Origin of the sequence: Streptomyces sp. AC1-42W, assembly GCF_003248355.1 — a bacterium.
Lineage (GTDB): Bacteria > Actinomycetota > Actinomycetes > Streptomycetales > Streptomycetaceae > Streptomyces.
On record NZ_QKWY01000001.1, the window covers coordinates 3,189,959 to 3,216,223 of the forward strand.

The 26,265-nt window shown below is 70.7% G+C and carries 24 protein-coding genes and 1 pseudogene; 17 read left to right on the top strand and 8 right to left on the bottom strand.

Features of this window, described 5'->3' with window-relative positions; genetic code table 11:
- Nucleotides 1–3: 3 nt before the first annotated feature.
- Nucleotides 4–1,326: a hypothetical protein gene (locus tag DNK56_RS35355; RefSeq protein ID WP_199563756.1), complete on the bottom strand. Its 1,323-nt coding sequence runs from the start codon at nucleotides 1,324–1,326 to the stop codon at nucleotides 4–6.
- Between the two features lie 309 nt (nucleotides 1,327–1,635).
- On the opposite strand from DNK56_RS35355, the gene DNK56_RS14690 reads away from it, so the two are divergent.
- Together DNK56_RS14690 and DNK56_RS14695 are read left to right on the top strand one after the other, a co-directional pair.
- Nucleotides 1,636–2,403: a transposase gene (locus DNK56_RS14690; protein ID WP_111330468.1), complete on the top strand. Its 768-nt coding sequence runs from the start codon at nucleotides 1,636–1,638 to the stop codon at nucleotides 2,401–2,403.
- Nucleotides 2,404–2,857: 454 nt separating this feature from the next.
- Complete coding sequence (locus tag DNK56_RS14695) at nucleotides 2,858–3,883, top strand: IS630 family transposase (RefSeq protein ID WP_241989709.1); 1,026 nt, start codon at nucleotides 2,858–2,860, stop codon at nucleotides 3,881–3,883.
- A 308-nt stretch (nucleotides 3,884–4,191) separates the two neighbouring features.
- On the opposite strand, the gene DNK56_RS14700 is transcribed toward DNK56_RS14695, so the two are convergent.
- Entirely contained in the window at nucleotides 4,192–5,355 is a 1,164-nt protein-coding gene (locus tag DNK56_RS14700) for an IS4 family transposase (protein ID WP_111329449.1), read from the bottom strand.
- A 216-nt stretch (nucleotides 5,356–5,571) separates the two neighbouring features.
- On the opposite strand from DNK56_RS14700, the gene DNK56_RS14705 reads away from it, so the two are divergent.
- From DNK56_RS14705 to DNK56_RS14750, 10 genes are all read left to right on the top strand, one after another.
- Nucleotides 5,572–6,948 (top strand): IS1380 family transposase, encoded by a 1,377-nt coding sequence (locus DNK56_RS14705; RefSeq protein ID WP_111334165.1) that lies wholly within the window; start codon nucleotides 5,572–5,574, stop codon nucleotides 6,946–6,948.
- Nucleotides 6,949–7,378: 430 nt separating this feature from the next.
- On the top strand, nucleotides 7,379–7,684 hold the full coding sequence (locus tag DNK56_RS14710; protein WP_078657388.1) for a helix-turn-helix transcriptional regulator: 306 nt from the start codon (nucleotides 7,379–7,381) through the stop codon (nucleotides 7,682–7,684).
- A gap of 50 nt (nucleotides 7,685–7,734) precedes the next feature.
- Nucleotides 7,735–8,970, top strand: coding sequence for a tyrosine-type recombinase/integrase (locus tag DNK56_RS14715; protein ID WP_446750424.1), 1,236 nt, complete (start codon nucleotides 7,735–7,737; stop codon nucleotides 8,968–8,970).
- 110 nt (nucleotides 8,971–9,080) lie between these two features.
- Nucleotides 9,081–9,929: a HipA family kinase gene (locus tag DNK56_RS14720; protein ID WP_111334167.1), complete on the top strand. Its 849-nt coding sequence runs from the start codon at nucleotides 9,081–9,083 to the stop codon at nucleotides 9,927–9,929.
- Nucleotides 9,926–10,309, top strand: coding sequence for a DUF3037 domain-containing protein (locus DNK56_RS14725; RefSeq protein WP_111334169.1), 384 nt, complete (start codon nucleotides 9,926–9,928; stop codon nucleotides 10,307–10,309). Before DNK56_RS14720 ends, DNK56_RS14725 begins: the two co-directional genes overlap by 4 nt.
- A 222-nt stretch (nucleotides 10,310–10,531) precedes the next feature.
- Nucleotides 10,532–11,293, top strand: coding sequence for a 3-oxoacyl-ACP reductase FabG (gene fabG / locus DNK56_RS14730; RefSeq protein ID WP_111334171.1), 762 nt, complete (start codon nucleotides 10,532–10,534; stop codon nucleotides 11,291–11,293).
- 20 nt (nucleotides 11,294–11,313) lie between these two features.
- Nucleotides 11,314–12,069, top strand: coding sequence for an SDR family oxidoreductase (locus DNK56_RS14735; protein WP_111334173.1), 756 nt, complete (start codon nucleotides 11,314–11,316; stop codon nucleotides 12,067–12,069).
- 117 nt (nucleotides 12,070–12,186) lie between these two features.
- Entirely contained in the window at nucleotides 12,187–13,764 is a 1,578-nt protein-coding gene (locus DNK56_RS14740; RefSeq protein WP_111334175.1) for an ABC transporter substrate-binding protein, read from the top strand.
- Nucleotides 13,765–13,864: 100 nt separating this feature from the next.
- A complete protein-coding gene (locus DNK56_RS14745) occupies nucleotides 13,865–14,548 on the top strand; it encodes a uracil-DNA glycosylase (protein ID WP_111334177.1) in 684 nt (227 codons plus the stop codon).
- A 95-nt stretch (nucleotides 14,549–14,643) separates the two neighbouring features.
- Nucleotides 14,644–15,105: a hypothetical protein gene (locus tag DNK56_RS14750; RefSeq protein WP_111334179.1), complete on the top strand. Its 462-nt coding sequence runs from the start codon at nucleotides 14,644–14,646 to the stop codon at nucleotides 15,103–15,105.
- Nucleotides 15,106–15,154: 49 nt separating this feature from the next.
- Here DNK56_RS14750 and DNK56_RS14755 read toward each other — a convergent pair whose 3' ends face one another.
- Both DNK56_RS14755 and DNK56_RS14760 read right to left on the bottom strand, forming a co-directional pair.
- On the bottom strand, nucleotides 15,155–15,607 hold the full coding sequence (locus tag DNK56_RS14755) for a hypothetical protein (RefSeq protein ID WP_342211056.1): 453 nt from the start codon (nucleotides 15,605–15,607) through the stop codon (nucleotides 15,155–15,157).
- A 150-nt stretch (nucleotides 15,608–15,757) separates the two neighbouring features.
- Nucleotides 15,758–16,369 carry a TetR/AcrR family transcriptional regulator gene (locus DNK56_RS14760; protein WP_111334183.1) on the bottom strand — a complete coding sequence of 204 codons (612 nt, stop codon included), beginning with the start codon at nucleotides 16,367–16,369 and terminating at the stop codon, nucleotides 15,758–15,760.
- 81 nt (nucleotides 16,370–16,450) lie between these two features.
- On the opposite strand from DNK56_RS14760, the gene DNK56_RS14765 reads away from it, so the two are divergent.
- Nucleotides 16,451–17,662 (top strand): FAD-dependent monooxygenase, encoded by a 1,212-nt coding sequence (locus DNK56_RS14765; protein ID WP_111334185.1) that lies wholly within the window; start codon nucleotides 16,451–16,453, stop codon nucleotides 17,660–17,662.
- Nucleotides 17,663–17,681: 19 nt separating this feature from the next.
- Nucleotides 17,682–18,581, top strand: coding sequence for a Gfo/Idh/MocA family protein (locus DNK56_RS14770; protein ID WP_111334187.1), 900 nt, complete (start codon nucleotides 17,682–17,684; stop codon nucleotides 18,579–18,581).
- Nucleotides 18,582–18,646: 65 nt separating this feature from the next.
- Here DNK56_RS14770 and lnt read toward each other — a convergent pair whose 3' ends face one another.
- Nucleotides 18,647–20,221: an apolipoprotein N-acyltransferase gene (lnt, locus tag DNK56_RS14775; RefSeq protein ID WP_111334189.1), complete on the bottom strand. Its 1,575-nt coding sequence runs from the start codon at nucleotides 20,219–20,221 to the stop codon at nucleotides 18,647–18,649.
- A gap of 124 nt (nucleotides 20,222–20,345) precedes the next feature.
- The gene (locus DNK56_RS14780; protein ID WP_111334191.1) at nucleotides 20,346–21,212 is read right to left on the bottom strand and encodes a universal stress protein; all 867 of its coding nucleotides are present in this window, start codon (nucleotides 21,210–21,212) and stop codon (nucleotides 20,346–20,348) included.
- A 150-nt stretch (nucleotides 21,213–21,362) separates the two neighbouring features.
- On the opposite strand from DNK56_RS14780, the gene DNK56_RS14785 reads away from it, so the two are divergent.
- The gene (locus DNK56_RS14785) at nucleotides 21,363–21,740 is read left to right on the top strand and encodes a hypothetical protein (protein WP_111334193.1); all 378 of its coding nucleotides are present in this window, start codon (nucleotides 21,363–21,365) and stop codon (nucleotides 21,738–21,740) included.
- A 93-nt stretch (nucleotides 21,741–21,833) separates the two neighbouring features.
- On the opposite strand, the pseudogene DNK56_RS14790 reads toward DNK56_RS14785, so the two are convergent.
- Together DNK56_RS14790 and DNK56_RS34975 are read right to left on the bottom strand one after the other, a co-directional pair.
- A pseudogene (locus DNK56_RS14790) lies at nucleotides 21,834–21,971 on the bottom strand (undecaprenyl-diphosphatase); the annotation flags it as partial.
- 39 nt (nucleotides 21,972–22,010) lie between these two features.
- Nucleotides 22,011–22,181: a hypothetical protein gene (locus DNK56_RS34975; protein WP_158558518.1), complete on the bottom strand. Its 171-nt coding sequence runs from the start codon at nucleotides 22,179–22,181 to the stop codon at nucleotides 22,011–22,013.
- Nucleotides 22,182–22,825: 644 nt separating this feature from the next.
- On the opposite strand from DNK56_RS34975, the gene DNK56_RS14800 reads away from it, so the two are divergent.
- Both DNK56_RS14800 and DNK56_RS14810 read left to right on the top strand, forming a co-directional pair.
- Nucleotides 22,826–23,023 (top strand): hypothetical protein, encoded by a 198-nt coding sequence (locus tag DNK56_RS14800; RefSeq protein ID WP_241989873.1) that lies wholly within the window; start codon nucleotides 22,826–22,828, stop codon nucleotides 23,021–23,023.
- A 734-nt stretch (nucleotides 23,024–23,757) separates the two neighbouring features.
- Nucleotides 23,758–26,133 carry a 2OG-Fe(II) oxygenase gene (locus DNK56_RS14810; protein ID WP_111334201.1) on the top strand — a complete coding sequence of 792 codons (2,376 nt, stop codon included), beginning with the start codon at nucleotides 23,758–23,760 and terminating at the stop codon, nucleotides 26,131–26,133.
- Nucleotides 26,134–26,265: the final 132 nt, after the last annotated feature.

Consider the following 26,265-nt stretch of genomic DNA (forward strand, 5'->3'; position numbering starts at 1 on the left):
AGCTCACGGTGTCCACAGAGGAGAGACCCGCTGCGGCGTCGAAGAGTCGGCCAGCAGCGATGCGACACCGTGGGGAACACCGAGCTTCCCCAGAGCCCAGTCGAGCGCATTAGCTTCGGCGTCGCACATTCGGGCGATCAGACTGGTCTGTTCAGGCAGAAGGATTCGTCGGGGGATCATGATCGTTTCCCGGACCCGGTCGAGGGGCAGTCCTCGCCGGAAGCCCTGTGCGGCGGGGCGGAGCGCGTCCTCGTTCGGCGGAAGCGGCAGGCGTCGGCGGGCCGCGTTCGAGACGACGATCCCGGCGACGTGAACGTACTCCGCCAGGAGCGGCCCCAACAGGTCCGCGAGCGCATCGGTCTTGGCGGCGAGCGACATCTCGGCGAAGGGAGTCGGGAAGTGGAAGAGACCGCTGTGGTCCTCCACCCAGATCCAGGCGGTGCCTGCCCCCGCCGTTTTGGCGCACTTGCCGTGCACCTTGCTTAGGAGCCGCCTGCCCTGGTCGCTCTCCACGGTGTCCCCGGTCAGGGTGGTGCCCTGGGGAGCCGTGCCAGGGTGGACGGTCAGCCGCCTCCCGGCGCTGCTGAGGACATCGACCGCGGCCTCCAAGGCCGCGCACTGTTGGGCGGCCTCCTCGGTCCGCTTCTTCCAGGTCTCGAAGTCGCCGCCGCTGAGGAGTTCGGGGAGGTCACCTTCCCAGTAGATGTTACGGCCCCTGTCCAGGGCGAAGAGATGAGCCCGGACGTTCTCGCGGAACCTCTCGTAGTCCTGGAACTTCTGATCTTCGGCGAAGGTGACGACCTCGATGAAGACGGGGCCGATACGAACATCGCCGGGGCCGCCACTGGCTTTTGCCGGCTCCAGCTCGACCCTGAGTCCGTGGGCCGCCCCCATGAGCGCGAGCCGGGCCTGTGTCTGGGAATGCAGGAACCGGGACAGGGTGACGTCGCAGCGTGCATCCCGCTTGACCGAGGCAATGCCCGGCACCGCGGCTTCCTCCAGATAGGCGTATGCGGCCCACCACCGCACTGCTTCCACCCATGCTCCCGGGGCGGCTCCGTCCATGAACTGGAGCACCGGGGCGTGTCGGCCCAGACCGACGAAGGTGTCGCTGGCCCGACCCGGGGCGGGGGAGGGGACCACGGCCTTGGGCAGCCAGCGGCTGTTGAAGAACGCGGTGAGTCCGGCCACGGCGCGTGCGGTCACCTGATGACCTGCGGGGGAGAGGTAGCCGGCACCCTCCGGGCAACCGAACCACGCCTCCCAGTCGATCGCCCGGCGGCCCTGGTCGATCGCCCGCCATATCTCTTCGTCACGAGGGTGCATGCCCGTGATCATGACGCATCCGCAGACGAGGATGCGGGGATTTTCCCGAACATTCGGCGCTTCCTCCCGGCTGGCCCTGGACCAGTGCCTCATCCGGTCCGCATCACAGCAATAGCGGACAGCGACTGCGGATCGCGACCGGCGCCCCCCGCATGCTCATTTGGAGGGACTTCCTATCGCGCCCAAAGTGGCCGACTTCCCGGCGGGGTGGTAGCGGGCATTCGCTTATGGCAGACGAGGATTGACGGCAAGAGACTGGAACCTAAGGGTTGTCCCGTAACTGCTGGTCACGGGTGGGATGATCTTGGTGTGGCTGGTGTGATCACGGCGTCGGAGCCGTCCTGGATAGCCCCGTTCACCGGGCTGAGCCCGCGCGCCTTCGGGAAGCTGGTGACCGTGTTGCGGCGCGAGGGTGCGGACGCGGTCCGCAAGGGCCGGCCGTGGTCGCTGCCGCTGGAGGACCGGGCCCTGCTGGTCGCGGCGTACTGGCGCACGAACTTGACCATGCGCCAGCTCGCCCCGCTGTTCGGGGTGTCGAAGTCGGCGGCGGACCGGATCATCGACCATCTCGGGCCGATGCTCGCGCTCCAGCCCCGCAAGCGTTTCGCGAAGGACACCGTGCTCATCGTGGACGGCACCCTGGTTCCCACCCGCGACCACGCCATCGCCGAGCAGTCGAAGAATTACCGGTACTCCACCAACCACCAGGTCGTCATCGACGCTGACACGCGCCTGGTCGTCGTGGTCGGCCGGCCGCTCGCCGGGAACCGCAACGACTGCAAGGCGTGGGAGGAATCCGGGGCCAAAGCCGCTGTTGGTAACACGCTGACGATCGCCGACGGCGGCTACCCAGGCACCGGACTCGTCATGCCCCATCGTCGGCGGAAGGGCGAAGACCTGCCCGACTGGAAGCAGGCGCACAACAAGTCCCACAAGCAGGTCCGGGCCCGCGTCGAGCACGTCTTCGCCCGGATGAAGACCTGGAAGATCCTCCGCGACTGCCGCCTCAAAGGCGACGGCGTCCACCACGCCATGCTCGGCATCGCCCGGATGCACAACCTCGCCGTCGCCGGATAGGCCAGCAAGCCGTACGGCACCCCGCCATGCCCGGAACGACTCGAAGAGCATTTACGGGACAGCCCTTAGGCCGGGAGCATGTCAACGTACAACATCCCGAAAATGCCAAGGCGGACGAGGAGGTGATCGACAGGAATGGAGGGAGAGATTGCAATCCCAGACTTGTGGGATTGGCGGCCTGGAGTGGTTTCTGCGTAGGAGGTCCGTGCGTCTGGTATCGCGACCGCGCAGTTCTCGTGCATATTGCAGCGCACCCGGGCCGCGAGGAGGTACGTGGCCCGGGCCGTGAATGTTCCCGAGCGCCGCGTAGCGCGAAATCTGGATCGCCTAGTGTCTTGTGATCTGGTTCATGTCACCTGAAGCTCTTTGGTTCGTTGGACACTGTGTGAACCTCTCTTCGGAACAGGCCGCGGAATTGCGGACGTTGGCGGCGGACCGGCATGTGACTGCGGATGTGGCTCTGCGAGCCCGCATCGTGTTGTGGGCGGGCGAGGGCCGCCGCCGTAAGGACATCGCCGAACTGGCGGGGGTGTCCGCCCGAACGGTGGACCGCACCAGGACCCGGTACGTGGAGAACGGTGTGGCGGGCCTGGTGGAAAGGAAGCGCGGTGGCGGAAAGGAGCAGGTGCCGCCGCAGACCCGCAGCCGGGTGATCGCGCTGACGCGGATGACTCCGCCACCGGAATCGGGGCTGTCGCACTGGTCCACGCGCACACTGGCCGATCACCTGAAGCGGCGCGAGGGCATCAAGGTGTCCTTCCACTACATCGCCCGTGTCTGGCGGGAGGAGAACCTGAAGCCGCACCGGTCGGGCACTTTCAAACTGTCGAAAGACCCGGCGTTCGCGGAGAAGGTCGCCGATATCGTCGGTCTGTACCTGGACCCGCCCGGGGGCGCTGTCGTCCTGTCGGTCGACGAGAAGACGCAGGTGCAGGCGTTGGACAGGACCCAGCCGGTGCTGCCCGTGGCCTTCGCCGCCACCGAGAAGCGCACCCACGACTACGTGCGGCACGGCACCACGAACCTGTTCGCCGCGCTGAATATCGCCACCGGCGAAGTACTCGGCGAATGCAAGCCGAACCGGAACGGGGCGAACTTCCTGGCCTTCCTGAAGAAGGTGGTGAAACCGCACGCCGGCAAGGAGATCCATATCGTGCTGGACAACCTGTCCACGCACACCACCCCGGACGTGATGGCGTGGCTGGAGAAGAACCCTCACGTGCACTTCCATTTCACCCCCGTCGGCTCTTCCTGGCTGAACCAGATCGAGATCTGGTTCGGGATCATCACCCGGCAGTCCATCCGTCGCGGCACCTTCTCCAGTGTCCACGTCCTGGTCAAGCAGATCCGCGACTACATCAACTCCTGGAACCAGAACCCGAAACCCTTCACCTGGACCGCGACCACCGGCGAGATCCTCGCAAAGGTCCGGCTCGTCGCGACCAGAGTGAGGAAACTCGTCAATAACAACTCGAACTGACACGAACCGGATCACAAGACACTAGCCTCGGGCCAACGTCGCTCTATTAGATGGCCGTCGCCATGTCTTTGAGTGTCGGTGACGTCGTTTCCTGCGGGGCGAGTTGCAGGGGTCTCGGCTTCGCCCGCGGCTTGCGTGGTCGTCGTTCTTCGGGGAAGAGCGAGAGGCTGATCGTGTGGGTGACCTTGGTGGTGGCGGGCTCGTCCGGTTTGAGGGTGCGGTATCCGGTGGTGCTGCGTTTGGTGGCGCGGGGTGCGGCACGTCCGGGGCGGGGACGGACGGCCTCGCGGGTCAGGTCGGCCTGGATGTCACGGATCCTGGCGGCCAGTTGCCGAGGGGGGAAAGTCCGCGCCGACGGAACGTCGGGCGGCGGCGAGGGTGTTCTTGAAGCTGATGTGCGAGACGGGGAGGTTCGCGTGGTGGGCGGCGTCCACGGCCAGGTCGTGTACGGCCTGGTAGACGCAGAGCATGGCCCACAGTTCCTGCTCGACCATGGCGGGACTGTTGGACCGGAGGGTCGCGGTGCGTCCTCCCCGCTGTTCGATCTTGATGTGCTTGAAGATCGTCTCGCTGGTCCAGCGGGCGGTGTACAGCTCTGCCAGCTCTGCGGCGGGTGCCGCCTCGGGGTCCAGGAGCGTGGTGATCAGGCAGAACAGCTCCGAGGTCTCCTCACTGTCGCCGTCCGCGCCGATCGTGGTGGTGACCACGGTGTACTCCACGGCGCGCACGGTGATCCGGGCGCCGCGCGGCCCGTTCAGGCGGGTGAGGAAGGTGCCGTCGGCCAGAACCTCATGCGGCCGCAGGGTGAAGGAATCCGAGACCCGCCACAGGAGTTCGGCCCCGGTGACCGCGGCTGCCCGCCACAGCTCATAGGCTGGAAAGCCCCGGTCGGCCATCAACAGGATGCCTTCCCGCAGGTGCACCAGGAGGCGGGCGGCCAAGGTGCGCTCGCCGACGGCGAAGGAGTCGAAGACCGCACCGATCAACGCCTTCGTGCCGCACTCCACCAGCGCGAGGAGCCTCACCTGCGGGTACGGTCCAGGCCGATTTCCGTTGGAGGCACGGGTGTAGGCGGCAGCGTTCGCCTCGCTGTCAGGAACGTCCAGCAGTGTGCCGTCCATGGAGGTCAGCCGCAGCCCGCGCCAGAAAGCCCCCGGCGTGGCCGCAGTGCCGGTGCAACCGGCGACCCGGTCGAAGAGCAGTCGCAGCGGCCCCGCACCCAGCCGGGCCCGCGCCGTTGTCAGAGACCCCGTGCGCGCCGGACGCCACACCTCCCGCGCCCGGCGCGGCCAGTGCTCCACCAACTCCCGCAGCACCAGGCCGTATCCGTCACCGCTGAACAGCCACATCGTCAGGACGAAATACACCATCAGCCGGGCCGGCAACGACCGGGTCCGCTCCTCGCGCGCCCCCGCCTCATCGACCACGAAGTCGACCAGCTCGGGCGTGAACGTACGCGACAGCACCCCCATCCGGACCCGCTCCGGGTACGTCTCACCAACTATGTGATCTCTCGGCACAAGACCGAGACTCTACGCGATCATGAACTAAGCGAGCGACGTTGAGCCTCGGGCTTTCATGAGGTGGGCTGTCCGAAGCGTGATCGAAAACGTGAGAAGTGCTCCTGACCTGCAACGATGGGACTTGTCGAAGGTCCAGATCGTGCCGTGGAAAGAAGCACTTCTCAGGTGAAGAAGCGTATCGGGTCGTACCCGCGTATCCGCATCGAGGGCGGCGGCCGGGCGGTGGTCTCCCAGGCCGGGGGCGTGCTGCTGGTCGAGACGGTCCGCAAGGCCGGGCTGGACACCGCGATATCCGCGGCGCTGGCGCCGTGGCGGAAGGCTCGGGCGGTGCACGACCCGGGCAAGATCCTGCTGGACGTGGCCCTCGCGGTCGCGCTGGGCGGCGACTGCCTGGCCGATGCCGGGATGCTGCGGGCCGAGCCGGCCGTGTTCGGCCCGGTGGCCTCCGACCCGACCGTCTCCCGCCTCGTCGACACCCTGGCCGAGTCCGGCCCGAAGGCTCTGAACGCGATCCGGTCCGCGCGGGCCGAAGTACGCGAACGAATATGGAAGTTGGCGGGATCCTCGTCGCCGGACGCCTCCGGGCAGGTGATCGTCGACCTGGACGGGGTGCTGGTACTGGCCCACCCCGACAAGCAGGACGCGGCCGCGACCTGGAAGAAGACCTTCGGACATCACCCGCTGGTGGGCTTCGTCGACCACGGAAGCGGCGGCACCGGCGAGCCGGTGGCCGCGCTGCTGCGGCCCGGGAACGCGGGCAGCAACACCGCCGCCGACCACATCACCACGGCCCGACTCGCCCTGGCCCAACTGCCGAACAAGTACCGGCGCGGACGCCAGACGCTCATTCGTACCGACTCCGGCGGTGGCACCCACGAGTTCGTCGCCTGGCTCGCCCAGCGGGGCAGGTGGCTGTCGTACTCGGTCGGCATGACCATCACCGACGCCATCCACCAGGCCGTCCTCAAGATCCCGCCCGCCGCCTGGACAGTGGCCGTCGAACCGGAAGGTGAGATCCGTGACGGCGCCTGGGTCGCCGAACTCGACGGTGACGTCCTCAAGGGCTGGCCGCAGGGGATGCGGCTGATCGTCCGCAAGGAACGCCCGCACCCCGGCGCCCAGTTGCGCCTCACCGATGCCGACGGACTGCGGCTCACGGCGTTCGCGACCAACACCACCGGCGTTCCGATCGCCGCACTCGAACTCCGGCACCGCCAACGCGCGAGAGCCGAGGACCGCATCCGAAACGCCCGCGCCACCGGCCTGCGCAACCTGCCACTCCACGACGCCGCACAGAACCAGATCTGGCTGGAGATCGTCCAAATCGCCCTCGACCTGCTGGCCTGGATGCCCATGCTCGCCCTCACCGGGCAAACCCGCAGGTGGGAGCCCCGGCGGCTGAGGCTCCGACTGTTTTCCGCCGCCGCTCAGCTCGTCACCACCGCCCGCCGCCGACACCTGAGATTCGCAGGCCACTGGCCCTGGACCGACCTGATCACCGACGCCATCGCCCGACTCGAAGCTCTCCCGAACCCCGGCTGACCAGCACGTCCCCGCCCCTGCGAGCAGCACCACCCCGACCGGAGCCGTGGAACCCGGCGCCCACCCGACGCGACAGCCGGGCCATCAGCCTGCCCGCCACCCGCCCGAACAGCCGAAACGGCCCGCCGGAGGAACCGACGGACCGTCACGAAAGATCGAGGCTAGTAGCTGACGGTTCGCTGGTGCTCGTTGCAGACGGTGCCTCACCGGCCCTGAGCTCGTACCGGTTGGCTTATTGACGGAAACCCATCCGAGGTACTGCGACCTCATCGACGGGGCGCGCGCAACATAGCCGACGATCGCCGGTTAGCCAAACCGGCGATCGTCAGGACCATTCAGGTGTTCGCATCCGGCTGTGCTTGGCGGTGGAGCCGTAGTGGACGTGGGCTGCCCGTGCCCGTTCTCTTTCGTCTCTCACAGGAAGCGCTCCATGCCTACTCGATCGCTGCTCGCTCCCTCAGCTGTGCCTGACCCCGCCAGCGCGGGCCGCGCCTGCTTTCTCAACGTAAAGGATGCCGCCGCGTACCTCGGCATATCACCGCACACCCTCTATGTCTGGCGGCATCGACGGCAGGGCCCGCCGAGCTTTCGCATGGGTCCTCGTGGTCGCGTCATGTATCGGCGGACGGCCCTCGACGCCTGGATTCATGACCAGGAACGAGCGGACTCTCGCTCCAACCCTGCTTTGAACCCACTCAGCGCGGCTCCGCAGCGACGTGGGAACCCCGGTGCTTGACGCATCGAATGTTGTCGGACGCGTTCGTACCCTCTTGAAAGGAGACTTGTTTGGCCGGCTATATCGAGGATCGGTGGCTCAAGAAGAAGAAGGATCCGGTCACCGGGAGAAGGGAGAAGACCGCTCGCTACGGTAAAGGCAAGCGGTACAAGGTCGCTGGCATACCTGGGGTGCGAGACCGATCCTTTGAGGTGCTGGAGGATGCCAAGGCGTGGCTTCGCCGCGCGGCCACGGACGAGGAGCGAGGCGAGTTCGTAGACCCGCGCGACGGGTCCATCACGCTGGCCGACTACATCGCGACGCACTGGGCACCAGGGCGAGGCGGTGCTCCGAAAACCCAGGACAGTCAGGAGCGTAGGTGGCGTCTCCATATTGTCCCGCACCTGGGCCAGCTTCCGCTCAGGAGCATCGCTGCAACGGATCTGCGCGCGTTCATAACCAAGTTGGAGTCGACAGTCTCGTCAGTCGACTACCAGCGCGGCATCCTGTCCGAGCTTTCCTCCATCCTGGAAGCGGCCGTCGACGACAAGCGCCTCGCGCGCAACCCGATGCACGCGAAATCCGTGCGGTGGCCCAAGTCGCCACGGGAGCGGCGCGACGCGTGGCCGATGGACACGGCACTGCGCGTCCGCGATGCCATCAGTGAGCGGAACAGGATCGCCGTCGTAGTCGGCCTGGGGTGCGGACTCCGCCAGGGGGAGGTCTTCGGGCTCAGTCCCGAGGACATCGACCACGGGCGCGGCCTGCTGCACGTTCGGCGCCAAGTGCAGGCGATTCACGGAAGGCTGTACTTCGCCTTGCCGAAGGGGAAGAAGATCCGCACGGTGGATCTGCCCCCTTCGGTAGCCGAGGAACTCAAGCGTCACATCGAAGCGTTCCCGCCGGTAGAAGTAGAGCTGCCGTGGGGCAAGCCGGAGGGGGAGAGGAAGAAGTTCTCCCTGCTGCTCACCACGCGCTTCGGCAACGCTGTCGCGGTGAACACATGGAACACCTACACCTGGAAGCCCGCCTTGGCCAAGGCGGGCGTCATCCCGCCGCGCGCCGAGGGGGCGAAAGCCGGGCAGTGGGCGGCGGCTCCGAAGGACGGCTTCCATGTGCTTCGGCACACCTACGCCTCGATCATGTTGGAAGCCGGAGAGTCCGTCGTGACCCTGGCTCGGTGGCTCGGACACTCCTCGCCTGCGATCACTCTCGGTTACTATGCTCACTTCATGCCGGAGGCCGGCAGCAAGGGGCGCGGCACCATCGACGGTCTGCTTGGGGAGCGCGGGGTATCAGCTTGCTAGCCGAAACTCCCCAGATTCTCCCCAGCGCTGTTGACCTGTGTTCCCGGCCTCTACGCTCCGGAGACGTCTTCCGTGGATTGCAAGGTTGAAGAGATGGGTGGCCTGGGAAAGTGTTGCAAGAGGTCGTAGCGACCCGCTATGTCACGCCCCTGCGGGAGGGTGGATCGCTCCCCGGGATCGTCGAGGCCGACGATCTCGGTACGTACGTCATGAAGTTCACCGGCGCCGGCCAGGGGCGCAAGACCCTCGTCGCCGAAGTCATCTGCGGGCAGCTCGGCCGGCGGCTCGGGCTGCGTGTGCCCGAGCTGGTCCAGATCCAGCTCGACCCCGTCATCGGACTTGCCGAGCCGGACCAGGAAGTGCAGGAGCTGCTCAAGGCCAGCGGCGGGCTCAACCTCGGGATGGACTTCCTGCCCGGCTCGCTCGGCTTCGACGCCCTCGCCTACGAGGTGGACCCGCGCGAGGCCGGCCGGGTCGTCTGGTTCGACGCGCTGATCAACAACGTCGACCGCTCCTGGCGCAACCCCAACATGCTCGTCTGGCACGGCGACCTCTGGCTCATCGACCACGGCGCCACCATGATCTGGCACCACAACTGGCCCGGCGCCCAGGCATCCGCCGCCAAGCCCTACAACGCCTCCGACCACGCGCTCGCCCCCTTCCGCCCCGACATCGCGTCGGCCGCCGCCGAACTCGCGCCGCAGATCACGTCTGAACTGCTCGCCGAGGTCACCGCCGACGTCCCCGACGAGTGGCTGGTGGACGAGCCGGGCTTCGACTCGACGGACCAGCTGCGCCGGGCCTACGCCGACGCGCTGCTCGCGCGGGCCGCCACCATCCACGAGCGGATCGTCATGGACGCGCCCACCCCCGACAAGCCCTCGCAGGCCCCCGGCTGGATCACCGAACGCCTGGCCCCGCGCCCCCGCCAGGACGACGGCAAGGGAGGCCCGGCATGAGCCGGCGCGATGTCTTCGAGTACGCGCTGCTGCGCGTCGTGCCCCGCGTCCAGCGCGGGGAGTGCTTCAACGCCGGCGTGGTCGTCTACTGCCGCGCCCGCAGCTTCGTCGCCGCCCGCACCGCACTGGACGAGGTGAAGCTCAAGGCGCTCGACCCCGGCGCCGACGTCACCGGGGTCCGCGCCGCGCTGCGCGCCGTCGAGGGCGTCTGCCTCGGCGGTACGGACGCGGGCCAGGCCGCCGGGGACGACGCCGGGCGCCGCTTCCGCTGGCTCATCGCGCCCCGCTCCACCGTCGTACAGCCCGGACCGGTGCACAGCGGGCTGACCGCCGACCCCGAGGCCGAGGTGGAGCGGCTCCTCGATCTGCTGGTCCGCTGAGCCGGGTGCCCGGTCGCCGGGCCGGCGACCGGGCACCGCGTGACGGCGGCCCGCCGGGGTGTGACATGCGCCGCTGCGCCCGTGTGCCGTTGACACCGGGTGCCAGGGCTTCTAGCGTCTCGAATGCTGAAGGTACTAAGCGGTTGCTCAGCCGCCGGGCCGGTTCCCCCGGAAGCGCCCGGCGTCCGCTGAGCCGCTATCCAAGGGCGAGGAGAGCCAAGCATGTCGACCAGCGAGCAGCGCGTAGCCATCGTGACCGGAGCGGCCCGCGGCATCGGCGCCGCCACCGCCGTACGGCTGGCGGCCGAGGGCCGTGCGGTCGCCGTCCTCGACCTGGACGAGGCGGCTTGCAAGGACACCGTCGAGAAGATCACCGCCGCCGGGGGCACGGCGCTCGCGGTGGGCTGCGACGTGTCGGACGGCGCCCAGGTGGAAGCCGCCGTGGCGCGGGTCGCCGCCGAGCTCGGCGCCCCCACGATCCTCGTCAACAACGCGGGCGTGCTCCGCGACAACCTGCTCTTCAAGATGAGCGAGTCCGACTGGGACACCGTGATGAACGTGCACCTCAAGGGCGCGTTCCTGATGGCCAAGGCCGTCCAGAAGCACATGGTGGACGCCAAGTGGGGCCGCATCGTGTCGCTGTCCTCCTCCTCGGCGCTCGGCAACCGCGGCCAGGCCAACTACGCGGCGGTCAAGGCGGGCCTCCAGGGCTTCACGAAGACCCTCGCCAAGGAACTCGGCAAGTTCGGCATCACCGCCAACGCCGTCGCGCCCGGCTTCATCGTCACCGAGATGACCGCGCAGACCGCCGCGCGCGTCGGCATGGGCTTCGAGGAGTTCCAGGCCGCCGCCGCCACCCAGATCCCGGTCCAGCGCGTCGGAGTCCCGGACGACATCGCCAACGCCATCGCCTTCTTCACGGGTGACGCCGCCGGCTTCGTCTCCGGCCAGGTCATGTACGTCGCCGGCGGACCGCTCAACTGACCCGAAGGGCTGCGTACATCATGACTGTGCAGGACAGCGGCAAGGTCGCGCTGGTCACCGGCGCGAGCCGGGGCATCGGCTACGGCATCGCGCAGGCGTTCGTCGAGCGTGGCGACCGGGTGTGCATCACCGGGCGCAACGAGGGCGCACTCCGGGAGGCCGTCGAGGCGCTCGGTGCGGACCGGGTGATCGGCGTGGCCGGCAAGGCGCACGACGAGGCCCACCAGGCGGTGGCCGTCGCCCGCACCATGGAGGCGTTCGGCCGGGTGGACTTCCTGGTCAACAACGCCGGCACCAATCCCGTCTTCGGGCCGATCGCCGAACTCGATCTGAACGTCGCCCGCAAGGTCTTCGAGACGAACGTGGTCTCGGCGCTCGGCTTCGCCCAGCAGACCTGGAAGGCGTGGCAGAAGGAGAACGGCGGGGCGATCGTCAACATCGCCTCGATCGCCGGTGTCTCCGCCTCCCCCTTCATCGGCGCGTACGGGATGAGCAAGGCGGCCATGGTCAACCTGACCCTCCAGCTGGCGCACGAGTTCGCGCCGGTCGTCCGGGTCAACTCGATCGCGCCCGCCGTCGTCAAGACCCGGTTCGCGCAGGCGCTGTACGAGGGCCGCGAGGCGGAGGCCGCCGCCTCCTACCCGCTGGGCCGGCTGGGCGTTCCGGAGGACATCGGCGGCGCCGCCGCCTTCCTCACGTCCAGCCAGTCCGACTGGATCACGGGCCAGACCCTCGTGGTCGACGGAGGGATCTTCCTCAACGCCGGAGTGGGCTGACACACCCTGGGCCGATATGGCCACGAATGCCTCAAGCGCCCTGCCGGGCCTGCGGATTGACCCGGCGGGGCGCTGCGGTATGGTCTGCCGACCCAAGGCTGATCGAGGAGCGTGCACGTGTTCTACCGGGCCCGACTGCAGGCCGCTGCGGCCCTTGCGTCCCTGTCCTTGCTGGCCGGTTGCGGGCTGCTGCCCGGCGACGCGTCGGACGTGGATCAGAAGCTCGTCGTCGGGACGACGAGCGAGCCCTCGACGCTGGACCCGGCGGCGGCGTGGGACGGCTCCTGGGAGCTGATGCGCAACGTGTTCCAGACCCTGGTCAGCTTTCCCACCGGCAGTACGAAGCCCCAGCCGGACGCGGCCGAGGAGTGCCGGTTCACCGATCACACCAGCACCGCCTACCGCTGCCGGCTGCGCAAGGGGCTGAAGTTCTCCAACGGCGACAAGCTCGACGCCGACGCCGTCAAGTACTCCATCGACCGGATCTCGCGGATCGGCGTCAAGGGCGGCCCCGTGGGCATGCTGGGCTCGCTCGACCGGGTGGAGACCAAGGGCGACGACGTCGTCATCTTCAACCTGAAGAAGCCCGACGCCACCTTCCCGTTCGTGCTGGCCACCCCGGCCATGTCCCTGGTCGCGCCGAGCGCGTACTCGAAGAACAAGCTCCGCGCCGACGGCAAGGTCACCGGCTCCGGCCCCTATCTGCTGGACGCCTACCGGCAGGGCAACCGCTCCGAACTGGTCAGGAACCCCGACTACAAGGGGTTCGCCGACCGCAAGAACGACGCCGTGACCATCCGGTACTTCAAGGAGTCCGGGGCCATGGTCGAGGCCCTCAAGAAGAACGAGATCGACGCCACCTACCGCGGCCTGTCCGCAGCGGACGTCGTCGACATCGAGGACAAGAGCGGCAAGGACGACCTCCAGATCGTCGAATCGGTCGGCGCCGACATCCGCTTCCTGGTCTTCAACCCGGACGACCCCGCCGCCGGGAAACCGGCCGTACGGCGGGCGATAGCCCAGCTCGTGGACCGGGACGCGCTCGTCGCCAAGGTCTACCGGGGCACGGCCGAACCGCTGTACTCGATGGTCCCCAAGGGCATCGCCGGGCACACCACCGTCTTCTTCGACACCTTCGGCGACCCCAGCAAGGAGAAGGCCCGCCGCATCCTGGCCGAGGCGGACATCACCACCCCGGTCGCCATGACCTTCTGGTACACCACCGACCGCTACGGATCGTCCACGGCGCCCGAGTTCGACGAGCTGAAGCGCCAGCTGGAGGCATCCGGGCTGTTCCGCATCACGCTGAAGAGCCGGCCCTGGAAGACCTTCCAGGACGGCTTCAACCGGGGGGAGTTCCCGGTCTTCGGGCGTGGCTGGTTCCCGGACTTCCCGGACCCGGACAACTTCATCGCCCCGTTCATCGGCAAGAACAGCGTCACGGGCACCCCGTACCTCCAGGACGAGATCACCGGGCAGCTGCTGCCGCAGACCCGCAAGCAGAGCGACCGTGGCGCCGTCGGCCAGGAGTTCGAGCGGGCCCAGGAGATCCTGGCGGAGGACGTGCGGCTGCTGCCGCTGTGGCAGGGCAAGCTGTACGTGGCCGCCGGCGAGGACATCGGCGGCGGCGAGCGCGCCCTCGACCCGCAGACCGTCATGCAGATGTGGGAGCTGTACCGCAAGGCCAGCTGGTAGGAGCGGGCGGGCCGGTGGATTCCCGCTCGCGCACTGCGTTGTCAGTGGCGCCCGGTAGGTTCTGGGATCAAGAACGGATTGCTTACCGGAGGTTGTTCACGTGACCGACACCGACCTGCTGCCCGAGTCCTGGCGCGGCGTCCTCGGCGAAGAGCTGCAGAAGCCCTACTTCAAGGAGCTCACCGAGTTCGTCGAGGAGGAGCGGTCCGCCGGACCGGTCTACCCGCCCCGGGAGCAGGTGTTCGCGGCCCTGGAAGCGACCCCGTTCGACCAGGTGAAGGTGCTGGTCCTCGGCCAGGACCCGTACCACGGCGAGGGCCAGGGCCACGGCCTGTGCTTCTCCGTGCGGCCCGGAGTGAAGACCCCGCCCTCCCTGCGCAACATCTACAAGGAGATGAAGGAGGAGCTGGGCCTGCCCGTCCCGGACAACGGCTACCTCATGCCGTGGGCCCAGCAGGGCGTCCTCCTGCTCAACGCGGTGCTGACCGTCCGTGCCGGCGAGGCCAACTCGCACAAGGGCAAGGGCTGGGAGAAGGTCACCGACGCCGTCATCCGGGCCGTGGCCGAGCGCCCCGACCCGGCGGTCTTCGTGCTGTGGGGCAATTACGCGCAGAAGAAGCTCCCCCTGATCGACACCGAGCGCCATGTCGTGGTGAAGGGGGCGCACCCCTCGCCGCTGTCCGCGAAGAAGTTCTTCGGCTCCCGTCCCTTCACCCAGATAAACGAGGCCGTCGCGAGCCAGGGCCACCAGCCCATCGACTGGCGCATCCCCGACCTCGGCTGAGCCCCGAGCCTCCCCGCGCCCGCCCGCCCCGGCGGCTAGCGTCGGAAGCCGGACCGGCCGCCGGACGCGGGCGGACGGGTGCGAGGGAGGCTGTGGTGACGGAGCGGCGGGAGACGGCGGAGGATCTCTTCACGACCAGGATCGGCCAGGCGGTCATGCTGCTGCACGGCGGTGACCGGGAGGAGGCCCGCAACCGCTTTGCCGCGCTCTGGTCCGATCTCGGCGACGAGGGCGACGCCCTGCACCGCTGCACCCTGGCGCACTACCTGGCCGATACGCAGGACGACCCGGCCGACGAACTGGCCTGGGACCTGCGGGCCCTCACCGCCGCTCGGGCGCTGCCGGACGGGCAGGCGGTACGGGCCTTCTATCCGTCGCTGCACCTCAGTCTCGCCGCCGACTATGTGAAGCTCCGCCGCCCGGCGGCCGCCCGGGACCATCTGGAGCGGGCGCGGGCGGCCTCGGCGGTGCTCGCCGACGACGGCACGGACGACGGTTACGGGGGAGGCGTGCGGGCGGAGATCGACCGGCTGGAACGGCGGCTGCGGGAGTGGTGAGCGCCCATACGTACGGCGGCGCGCTCCGGGGGCCGGTGCCCGCGCCCCGTCACCGGCCGTAGGCGCGGTCGCAGATCCGGGACTGCGGGCTGCCGGCGGGCCAGTGCCCGTACCCCCGTCCGAGCGCGCACACCCCGCTGCCGCCGCCCGGCGCGGGCAGGGCCGGGGCGGGCGCCGCCGGAACGGTGAGGCGCGGTCGCGGGCGCACCGGGACGGCGCCCCCCTGCGGCAGGCGCGGCCCGGCGGGCCGCACGGCCGGGGGCGCCGCCGGGCGGTGCGCGGCGGACGGCGCGGTCGCGGCGGAGGAGCGCTTCGCCTTCGGTACCGCCTCCAGCGTGTCGTGGACCGGCGGTCCGGCGGTCTGCGGCGCCAGCTGATGGGCGGGCCGGCCGGTCTCCGGGCGGGGCGGGGCGGCCGGCTGCGGCTGGACGGACACGCACCCCGACAGGGTCGCGAGCGCGAGACCGGCCAGGAGTGTCACGAGGGTTCGGGTTCGCTGCACGTGATCAACTCTGCGGCGCCCGGGCCCCGCCGGTGCGGCTCCGCGCCCCAATTGGCCCGCACGAGTGACGCCGGCCGGTGCGATGCGGACGGGTCGGCGCCGTGCGGACAGCCGGAGCCGTGCGGACCGCCGGAGCCGTGCCGGGGCGGGTCAGTGCCCCAGCATGCCGCGCAGCAGCTCGTCGAAACCGGTGCGCAGCTCCGCCTCGCCCGGTACGGAGCGGTGGTAGGAGCCGGCCGCGCAGGAGAACATCAGCCCCTCGCACCAGGCGACCACGGACAGCGCGTGCCGCTCCGGCTCCGGGGAACCGGCCGCCGTCATCAGCGCCACCAGCGGCGCCCGGAAGCGCAGGCCCGTCGCGTCGAAGAACGCCCGCAGCTCGGGGCGCCGGGTGGCCTCCAGGGCCAGTTCGTACCGGCAGACGAGCAGTTCGCGGTGGTGCGTCAGATAGCGGTGCAGAGCGCGGGCGAGCGCCGCCACCAACTCGCCCCTGCCGTCGCCCCCCACCTCGCCCGTGCCGTCGCCCGCCGGGAGCGTGCCCGGGACGAGGACCCGGGCCTCCCGCTCCGCCAGCCGCCGCACCGCCGCCTCCAGCAGGGACTGCCGGGTGCGGGCGTGGTTGGACGTGGAGCCCTGCGGCAGCCCGGCCCGTTCGTCGACCGCGCGATGGGTCAGCCCCCGCATGCCGCGCTCCGCGAGCAGGGCGAGCGCGGCGTCGGCGATCAGATCGGCCCGGTCGGCGCCGGTGGGACGTGCGGTCATGGGAGCAACCTACCGTCGTCACTACAGGTGTAGTAAGTTTGGCCGGGTCACTACAGATGTAGTTGCGGCGGAGGGAAAGCCATGGTCATGCCCCGTGCGGTCGTCATCGGCAGCGGAATCGGCGGCCTCACCGCCGCCGTGGCCCTGCACCGGTCGGGCTGGCGGGTCACCGTGCTGGAACGCGCGGACGCCCTGGAGCCGGTCGGCGCCGGCATCGGCCTCGCCCCCAACGCCCAGCGCGCGCTCGACGTCATCGGCCTCGGCGACGAGATCAGGTCCCTGGCCGCCTGGCAGGGCGAGGGCGGAATGCGCGCGCCGTCCGGCCGCTGGCTCTCGCGCACCGACGCCACCGCCGCCGCCCAGCGGTTCGGCGGCCCGCTCGTCCTCGTCCACCGGTCCGTCCTCATCGACCGCGTCGCCGCCCGGCTCCCCGCGTCCGCAGTGCGCACCGGCTGCCCGGCCCGGCTGATCGACCCCGGTACGGCGGGCGGCGCCCCCGCCGTCGTCGGCACGCCGGACGGGACGGTCGAGGCCGAACTCGTCGTCGGCGCCGACGGCATCCACTCCGCCGTGCGGACCGCGCTCCTCCCGGACGCCCCCGGCCCCTCCTACGCCGGCTTCACCGCCTGGCGCGCCGTCGTCCCGGCCCCGGACCGCCCGTTCGCGCCGCACGAGACCTGGGGGCGCGGCGCCCTGTGGGGCACCCAGCCGCTCAAGGACGGCCGCATCTACGCCTACGCGGCCGCCGTCTCGCCCGCCGGAGCACAGGCCGACGACGAGCAGGCGGAACTCCTGCGCCGCTTCGGCGACTGGCACGACCCGGTCCCGCAGATCATCGCCGCCACCGCACCGCAGGAGATCCTGCGCAACGACGTGTACCGCATGGCCCGGCCCCTGCCCGCCTTCCACCGGGGCCGCACCGTCCTCGTCGGGGACTCCGCCCACGCCATGGCCCCCACCCTCGGCCAGGGCGGCAACCAGGCCATCGAGGACGCCGTCGTCCTCGCCCACCACATGACCCCCGGCCAGGACATGGGCGCGGGCCTCGCCGCGTACACCGCCGACCGGCTGCCGCGCACCACCGCCGTCGTCCGCAAGGCCGACCGCGTCGCCCGGCTCATGAGTCTCACCGGCGCCCCCGCCGTCGCCGCCCGCGACCTCCTCATGGCCACGGTCTCCCGCCTCGGGCCCGGCCTCCTCCTGCGCACCTTCGACGGGATCGCCGACTGGCGGCCGCCGGGCGGCACGTATGCTGCCGGAACGACGACGGAGGCGCCCGGCACACGGCGCTGACCAGCGAGAGGAACACCCTGTGAAGGTCGGCTGCATCGGGCTCGGGGACATCGCACAGAAGGCGTACCTGCCGGTTCTCGGAACCCTGCCGGGCATCGAACCGCATCTGCAGACCCGCAACCCGGCCACCCTGGCCGCCGTCGCCGCCGCGCACCGCATCCCGGCGGACCACTGCCACCAGGACCTGGACTCCCTCCTCGCCCAGGGCCTCGACGCCGCGTTCGTGCACGCCGCGACCGCCGCCCACCCGGAGATCGTCGGCCGGCTGCTCGAAGCGGGCGTCCCCACGTACGTGGACAAGCCGCTCGCGTACACGCTGGAGGAGTCGACCCGGCTGGTGGAACTGGCCGAGGCGCGCGGCACCGGGCTCGCCGTCGGGTTCAACCGCCGGCTGGCGCCGGGCTACGCCCAGTGCGCGGAGCACCCGCGCGATCTGATCCTGATGCAGAAGAACCGGGTCGGGCTGCCGGAGAACCCCCGGATCATGGTGCTGGACGACTTCATCCACGTCGTGGACACGCTGCGCTTCCTGGTGCCCGGACCCGTCGAGCACACCGTGGTCAGCGGCCGGATCGTGGATGGCCTGCTGCACCACGTCGTGCTCCAGCTCTCCGGCGACGGCTTCACCGCCATCGGCGCGATGAACCGGCTCAGCGGCTCCACCGAGGAGCGCCTGGAGGTGTCCGGTCAGGACTCCAAGCGCGAGGTGCTCAACCTCGCGGAGGTCGTCGACCACAAGGGGCAGCCCAGCCTGCGCCGGCGCGGCGACTGGGTGCCGGTGGCCCGTCAGCGCGGTATCGAGCAGGCGGTGCTGGGGTTCCTGGACGCCGTGCGCGACGGCCGTTCGCCGAGCGCCCGCGACGCCCTGGAGACCCACGAACTCTGCGAACGCGTCCTGCGCGACCTGAACGCGGCGTAGGGCCCGGGGACCCGGACGCGGCGTAGGGCCCGGGGTCCGGGCGGGGACGACCTTGCGGGTCCGGTCTAGGCCCCCTCGCAGGCCGCCGGACGGGCGCGCCGCCGGGTGCGCGCGGCCCGTACGCCCTCCGCCGCGCAGAAGAGGGCCAGGGCCGCCAGCGCCCCGTACACCGGCCAGTCGCCCAGGCGGACGTACAGCGTCGTGCCCCGCGCCAGCGGCACCCCGTACACGGCGGTGCCGCTGGTGTCCGTGCCGAGCGCGGGCCCGACCGCCTCACCGCGCGGCCCGTACACCGCGCTGACCCCCGTCAGCGTGGCGTGCACCATCGGCCGGCCGCTCTCCGCCGCCCGCAGCGCCCCCAGCGAGGCGTGCTGCTCCGGGGCCCAGCTGTGCTGGAACGACGAGGTGGAGGACTGGGCGACCAGCAGCGCGGCCCCGTCCCAGACCAGCCGCCGGCTCATGTCGGGGAACGCGGACTCGAAGCAGACCAGCGGGCCGATGCGCAGCCCGTCCGCGCCGGGCACCCGCATCGTGACCGGAGCGGTGCCGCGCAGCCGGTCCTCGCCCGCCGCCCGGCCCATCGAGGTCGCCCAGCCCAGCGCCGAACGGGCCGGGACGTACTCACCGAACGGCACCAGCCGCATCTTGTCGTACCGGTCCCCGGTGAGTCCCTGCGGCCCCACCAGCACCGCCCGCTTGAAGATCCCGGTCCGGCCCGCCGCATCGGTCTGCCGGGCGTCCACGTTCACCAGGAGATCCGCGCCCACCGCCCGCGACAGCGCCGCCAGCCGGTCCGCCGTGCCGGTCCGCCGGGCCGGATCGACGCCGACACTGCTCTCGCCCCACACCACCAGGTCCACGTCCCGCCCCGCGAGCGACCGCGTCAGTTCCTCGCCGAGGGCGAACCTGCGCCGCACGCTGTCCGGACCCGCCACGATCCCCGGCTGCACGACCGCGACTCTCGCCGTCCCCGCCCGTTCGGGCTGCGGCGCCCACATCCAGGCGGCACCGACCAGCACCGCCCCCACCAGCAGTGACACGGCGGCCGCGAGCCGGGCGGCGGAGTGCACCAGCAGCACGGTCAGCGCGGTGTTCACCGCCACCACCAGCAGGCTCACCAGCCACACCCCACCCACCGAGGCCAGCCGCAGCGCCGGTGCCACCTGCCACTGGCTCGCCCCCAGCAGCCCCCACGGCCCGCCCAGCGCCTCCCAGGACCTGACCAGCTCGATCATCAGCCAGCCGCAGGGCACCAGGACCACGGCCGCCACCGCCCGCCACCCGGTCACCGGACCCCGCAGCAGCCGGCCCACCAGCACCCCCCACGGCGCCCACAGCAGACCGAGGAGCGCCGCGAGGACCACGATGAACACATGCAGGCTCGGCATCAGCCAGTGGTGCACCGCGATCATGTACCCGGTGCCGCCCAGCCACGCGTCGCGCGCCGCCGCCCGCCCCGAACCGGCGGACCGGACCAGCAGCAGGAGCGGCACCAGGCAGACGTAGGCGAACCACCACAGCGAGGGCGCCGGAAAGGCGAGCGCCGGCAGCGCCCCGGCCGACAGCGCGGCGGCGGCGCGCCCCGCCCTCCGGTCGAGCAGCCCCGCGCCCCGCTCGCGCCAACCGGCCCACGACCCCATGCCGCGCCTCCTCGTTCCGCCCGCCGACAAGCCAGCCCGCCGACAAGCCCGCCCGCCGACCGGTCCGTCCGCCGTCCGGTCCCGCTCCTGTGCCCAGTGTGGGGCAGCGGGCACGGGCCGGCCGTCAGCAGGGGACGACGGCCACCGGACCCATCGCGTGCGTCAGCGTCGTGTGCGCGACCGGCGACAGCCCGAGCCCGAGCGACTCGCCGCCCCGCCGCCGCCCGACGACCGTCAGCGCGGCGGTGGCGGACGCGGTGACCAGGGTGCGGGTCGCGGAGCCGTTGACCGGCTCCTTCATGACCTCGACCTGCGGGTACGCGGCCCGCCGGCCGGCGGTCAGCTCCGCCAGCGAGCGTTCGGCCGCGTCCGCCGCCGCGTTCCGGTCGAACACGGGCCCGCCGGACAGCATCGAGGAGAACATCGTCCAGCCGTGCACGATCCGCAGCCGGGCGCCGGGATGCGCCGCCGCCGTCTCGAACGCGAAGTCCAGCACCCCTTCGCTGCTCTCGTCGGCCGCCACCCCGGCGACGATGTCCGGGAAGACCTCGTCCGGGCCGCCGCCGGGCTCCTCGCCGTCCCGGCCGCCGTGCACGATCACCACCGGGCACTTCGCCATCGACGCCGTCGCCAGGCTGTTGGACCCGAGCATCAGGGACCGGAACCCGCCGAGCCCCCGCGAACCGAGTACCACCAGCGAGGCGTCCCGGCTCAGCGAGACCAGCGCGGCGGCGGGGAAGTCGAGCGGGGCCAGCGTGGTGGGCCGCAGCCCCGGCGCGATCCGGTCGGCCCGGCGCACCGCCGAGGCCAGCAGCTCACCCGCCTCCCGCTCCTGCGCGGCCTGGTCGGCGCGCCGGTCGAGCTGCCGCACATGCACGATCAGCAGGGGCAGGGCGCGTGCGACGGCCTCGCGGGCCGCCCAGTCCAGGGCCTCCAGACTGTGCGTGGAGCCGTCGACCGCCGCGATCACGGGAAGCTCGGTGCCGCTCATGGGTTCCTCTCGCCGATCCGACCTGCTCCGTACGCTACGGCCCCGCGTACCGGGGTGCCGAGGCGGGGGCGGCCGTCCGGGCCGGGGCACGGTGTGCTCCGGTACGCCGTTGTGCCGGTGGGCGGGGCCTTCGGCGCCTATGCTCGCGGAATGGAGCAGAGCGAAGTCGTGAAGCGCGTGGTCGGCATCCTGACCGAGGCGGGCGAGATGCGCCGGCTGCTGGAGGAGAATCCCGACCGCGACGACGCCGACACCGATTCGACCGTGGTCACCGCCCTTCTCAACGAGACGATGCCGAGGATCTCGATCCCGGAGGACGCCACCGTCGAGGACGTGGTGGTGGTTGTCGGTCGCGAGGTCGGCGGCGCGGTGGAACAGCTCGTCGGGGCGTTCACCCTGGCGTTCGCCATGCTGGCCCAGGTGCACGACTCCGGGCAGACCGACGTGACGTCGGCGGACGTGCTCCAGGACCTCGCCCTGCGCGCCGAGCAGTTCGGCGCCGAGGGCCCCGGCGACACGGAGATCTGAACCCCGCCCCGTACCGGCATGCCCCCGTACCCGCGTTCCCACGGACACCCGAGCCCGCCGTCCCGGCCGTGACCGGGGCGGCGGGCCGCGGGGTCAGCCGCCCGACTCGCCCGCGTGCGGGCTGAGCGTGTCGGTGCCCACCAGGGCGAAGATCACCACGCCGAGGATGATCCGGTAGATCACGAACGGCATGAAGGACTTGGTCGTGATGAACTTCATGAACGAAACTATGTCGACGTGTCCTGAGCGGCTTTGACCTGCTGTTTTCCATCATTTTTCAAGATCGAACAGTAGGGCGGTGGGAGATGGCGCCTTCCAGTGCTCTCTCTCGCCGGCCGCGAAGCGCAGCCACCTGGTTCGCAGCGAATCGGCAATCTCCTGCTCTCTGGCCAGGGCGAGGTGCGAGTGGAGACCTTCCACGCCGGCGACCTCGCGGCCCATGCGGGTCCCCACAGTGATGAGACTCTGTCGTTCTTCGTCCAGCCACTCCTTGCCGCCGTGACGAAGCAGGTACAGCCGCTTCCCGCGTTTGTGGTCGCGGGGAACCGGCCCCTGACCTGCGGCCAAACTGTCCGACAAGGCACTGGCCGCAGTGCGCGCCCCGGTCGCTCACCAGCCCGGATGAGATTCTCGGCAAGGGCAGGATGCATGAGGCCGACTGGGACGACAACGGTGCCCCGGATGATCTGATCGGCACGTGAAGAGCTGTGCCGTGGTGACCCGCATGCCCTGGCGGTCGCCGGAGGCGCCCCAGCGGTCACCGCACCCCAGCGGGCGCTGGCCGCGTTTCTGCGTCTGCCCGCCGGGTGATCTCCGCACCGGGGCACCGCTGCTCCGGCACTCGTGCCCGTACGGGGCGGTGTGGCGGGTGGTCGGGTGCACGGTCGTCTCAGGTTGTCGGTGCCGTCGGCCGGCGTGCGAGGTATGCGCTACTTCAATACGGCCGGGCCGTGCGTCCCCACGCGTCACTACATGGTGCCGGCCCAGGAGCGGCTGCCCAGGGCCCGCGGGTACATCGAGCAGGGCCAGTACTTCGTGGTGCACGCGCCACGGCAGACCGGGAAGACGACGGTGCTGAGCTGAAGGTGTGGCGCCAGGGCCGCACCGACCCCCTCGCCGAGGGGCTGGCACAGTTGGGCGACTACCTGGACCGCATGGAGCTGTCCACGGGCACCCTCGTCCTCTTCGATACCCGCCCGCAGGCAGCTCCGGTCCACGAGCGCACCGCTTTCTCGCAACAGACCACGCCCTCCGGGCGCACCGTCACCCTGCTGCGCGCCTGACGGCCGGGAGACCTCAACCAGGAGCGCCCCGGAGCTTCCCTCCCGTGGCAGATCCGTTCAACTCGCTGAGGTGCTTCGCGAAGAGGCCGCTGCCCTCAGCGCGTACTGCACGGCATTGGAACGTCGTATCGGCGAGCTGGACGGTGCTGTGGGCGAGGCGGCTTTGGACTCGGCCCGGCGTTGGTTGCGGTGAGCAAGGGGGTACGTGGGGTCGATCGACCCATTGACCCGGCTTCCAGGAATGCCGCACACGCGTGAGCCCACGCCGGCGGAACTGAAGCCGTACCTCAAGGGATGGAGCCCCTACGGACCGGAACGGCGCGACGGACGATGACGTGAGCAGCCGGCCAGAGGTGCGGCTCGCACGACTGGTGGCGAGCGGCGCCCGTCAGTCGTCCTTGGCGATCCGCGATCCGCGATCCGCGATTCCGGCCGCCGCAAGCCGGGCTGCGCGTTGGCGCGGCCGCTCGTAGAGCTCGCCGTACGACATCCCCGCGCGTAGGCACCGGGATCGGGTACCGCCTAAGATCCGGCTGAGGCCGATCGCCACAGGGAACAGAACCGCCCCCTTGATCACCCCGCTGAACGCCTCACCGTCCCGGGCCTTCCCTGAACCTGCGCGGGTGCCTCGGATGTCAAGGCTGTTCTGCCATCTGAGAACAGGGACTTCCAGCAGCGCTAGGGTTGCCGGAACAGATGGAACGGCACGCTGCCGACCAGGGGAACGAAACACCATGGGACACGGAGCACGAAAGCAACTGGCGAAGCTGCTTGACGCCTCGGAGCGATGCGGGGACTTCAGTACCCGCATCGAGATGTCCGCCCGCGCGCTGCGGATCGAGGTCGACGGCGTCGGGGTGCTGCCCCTGCCGTTGCGTGCTCCGGTCACCAAGAAGCTGATCGCGCAGGCCCGGCAGGCCCGCTTCGGCCGCGGTGAGCAGACCCTGGCCGACACCAGCGTGCGCGACACCTGGGAGATCACTCCGGACCGGATCACCCTGGGCGGCCCCGACTGGGACCGCACCCTGAGCGGCGTCCTCGACGGCGTCCGTACCGGGCTCGGTCTGCCGCCCACCACCGTCCTGCGGGCCGAACCGCACGCGCTGCTCGTCTACGGCAAGGGCCAGTTCTTCCTGCCGCACCAGGACTCCGAGAAGGACGACTCCATGGTGGGCACCCTGGTGGTCTCGCTGCCCTCGTACCACACCGGCGGTGAACTCGTTGTCTCGCACGCCGGCCGGAGCGTCGTCTACCAGGCATCCCGGGAGAAGCTGACCTTCGCTGCCTTCTACGCGGACTGCCTTCACGAGGTCAAGCCCGTCAAGTCCGGCTACCGCGTCACCCTCACCATGAACCTCCTCGCCGAACGCACCCGCCCGGCCGGCGGGGACGACGACGGCCCGGTCGCCGACCTGGCCCACTGCCTGACCGAACACTTCACCGAGCCGGCCGAAGAGCGCTACGCCTACGGCCGCCAGAAAACGGCGCCCCCGAACCGCCTCGTGTACCTCCTCGACCACGAGTACACCCAGCGTGGCCTGGACTGGGACCGCCTCAAGGGTGCCGACGCCACGCGTGCCACCCGGCTCCGCCAGGCCGCCGGGCAGGCAGGCTGCGAGGCGGTTCTCGCATTGGCCGAGGTGAAAGAGACTTGGGACGCCGTACCGCCCCACGACCGCTACGACTACTACGGCGATGTCGAGCACTTCGACGGCTGCGAGGACGAGGAATGCGAGGGTGAGTGCCTCCTCGACCCCGACGGGGAGCCCGGGGCCGAGCGCCGCCGCAGCGGCGACTTCTCCGACTACGAGCTGGGCGACCTGATCGACGACGAGATCACCCTCGACTGGTGGACCCGCGCCGACGGTGAGCAGATCTCCCTGCCCGTCTCTTACGCCGAGGTGTGCGCCACCACCGAGAACAAGGACCTCACGCCCTACCAGTCCGAGTACGAGGGCTACATGGGCAACTACGGCAACACCCTGGACCGCTGGTACCGGCGGACCGCAGTGGTGCTCTGGCCCCGGCAACGCTCGTTCGCGGCACGCGCCGAGGCCGGCTCCGAGGGAGCCCTGCGAGAGATCCAGGGCCACCTGGACACCGGGGAGTTGGAGCTGGCGCGTACGCTCGCCCGGTCGCTCGCCCCGTTCTGGAAGCATCGCGGTTCGGGCGAAGCGGCCGCTCCACTCTTCACTGCCGCCCTGCACGTCGCTGTGGGACTGGAGGAAGCGGACACCGCCGCGATGCTCCTTGCGCCCTTCGGGGTGGAGACCCTGGGCGAGCGACACGTACCCGATCTCGCGGCAGCGGCCGCACGGTACGGGCGGACGTGGTCGCGCGGGGCCGTCGGCAGCTGGTTCGGCCCGGTCGCCGCGTACACCGGGGCGGATCGCGCAGCGTGGCTCGAGGCTCTGCCCGGCCTCTGTGCCGCGCTGCGGACCGCTGACGGTGACGGAGACGCGGTGGCGGCACCGCTGGTCGAGGGCGTCTGGCAAGCGGCCGAGCAGCAGCTCACCGGCTGGCTCGACGTGGGCCGCGAGGGCATGGAACGGCTGGGAGCTCCCTTGGCCCGCGTCCTGCAGGCGTGCGACCCGAAAACCGCCGGCACGATCGTCACCGCGCTGCGCGCCCTGCCGGACACCGCCCTGGAATGCCTGCTCCCGGCCTTGCGTACCATGGCCCGCCGACCGACGACCGTACGAGACGGGGCACCCGCGGCCCACGCCTTCCAGACGCTCGCCGACCACTGCGAGGCCCGGCTCACCGCGGCCGTCACCCGCCCCGTACGCGCGGCGGACGACTGGTCACTCACCCCCGCCGGCACCTGCCGGTCCGGCTGCGGCCTCTGCCCCGACCTCGACGCCTTCCTCACTTCCCGCACCCGTCGGGTCATGGATTGGCCGCTCGCGAAGGACCGGCGCCGCCACATCCACAGCCGTATCGATCTGGCCGGCCTGCCCGTGTCCCACACCACCCGGCGTCAGGGACGCCCCTACACCCTGGTCCTGACCAAGACGAACGCGGTGTTCACCCGTGAGCAAGCGGCCCGCATCCGCACCGAGACCGACCTCGCGTGGCTGCGGGAGAAATGGCCCCGGCCAAGCGGCTGAAAGGGGACAGACAAGCCCCGCGGTTCGCGCGCCTGGAACCGGCAGTCCGCACCCGGGACGCGGATGCCGCCGCGTCCCGGTACCTAGCGGCCGTGCAAGCCTGGGCGGCCGGCGGACCGGCGCCGGACGGGT

What these genes read in the sequence shown, in the direction of transcription:
- DNK56_RS14735 (WP_111334173.1), top strand. Translation starts at nt 11,314, where the DNA reads ATGACTGTGCAGGACAGCGGCAAGGTCGCGCTGGTCACCGGCGCGAGC.
- DNK56_RS14760 (WP_111334183.1), bottom strand. Translation starts at nt 16,369, where the DNA reads ATGACCGCACGTCCCACCGGCGCCGACCGGGCCGATCTGATCGCCGAC.
- DNK56_RS14765 (WP_111334185.1), top strand. Translation starts at nt 16,451, where the DNA reads ATGGTCATGCCCCGTGCGGTCGTCATCGGCAGCGGAATCGGCGGCCTC.
- DNK56_RS14810 (WP_111334201.1), top strand. Translation starts at nt 23,758, where the DNA reads ATGGGACACGGAGCACGAAAGCAACTGGCGAAGCTGCTTGACGCCTCG.
- DNK56_RS35355 (WP_199563756.1), bottom strand. Translation starts at nt 1,326, where the DNA reads ATGCACCCTCGTGACGAAGAGATATGGCGGGCGATCGACCAGGGCCGC.
- DNK56_RS14710 (WP_078657388.1), top strand. Translation starts at nt 7,379, where the DNA reads ATGCCTACTCGATCGCTGCTCGCTCCCTCAGCTGTGCCTGACCCCGCC.
- DNK56_RS14725 (WP_111334169.1), top strand. Translation starts at nt 9,926, where the DNA reads ATGAGCCGGCGCGATGTCTTCGAGTACGCGCTGCTGCGCGTCGTGCCC.
- DNK56_RS34975 (WP_158558518.1), bottom strand. Translation starts at nt 22,181, where the DNA reads ATGGGCCGCGAGGTCGCCGGCGTGGAAGGTCTCCACTCGCACCTCGCC.
- lnt (WP_111334189.1), bottom strand. Translation starts at nt 20,221, where the DNA reads ATGGGGTCGTGGGCCGGTTGGCGCGAGCGGGGCGCGGGGCTGCTCGAC.
- DNK56_RS14780 (WP_111334191.1), bottom strand. Translation starts at nt 21,212, where the DNA reads ATGAGCGGCACCGAGCTTCCCGTGATCGCGGCGGTCGACGGCTCCACG.
- fabG (WP_111334171.1), top strand. Translation starts at nt 10,532, where the DNA reads ATGTCGACCAGCGAGCAGCGCGTAGCCATCGTGACCGGAGCGGCCCGC.
- DNK56_RS14700 (WP_111329449.1), bottom strand. Translation starts at nt 5,355, where the DNA reads ATGGGGGTGCTGTCGCGTACGTTCACGCCCGAGCTGGTCGACTTCGTG.
- DNK56_RS14785 (WP_111334193.1), top strand. Translation starts at nt 21,363, where the DNA reads ATGGAGCAGAGCGAAGTCGTGAAGCGCGTGGTCGGCATCCTGACCGAG.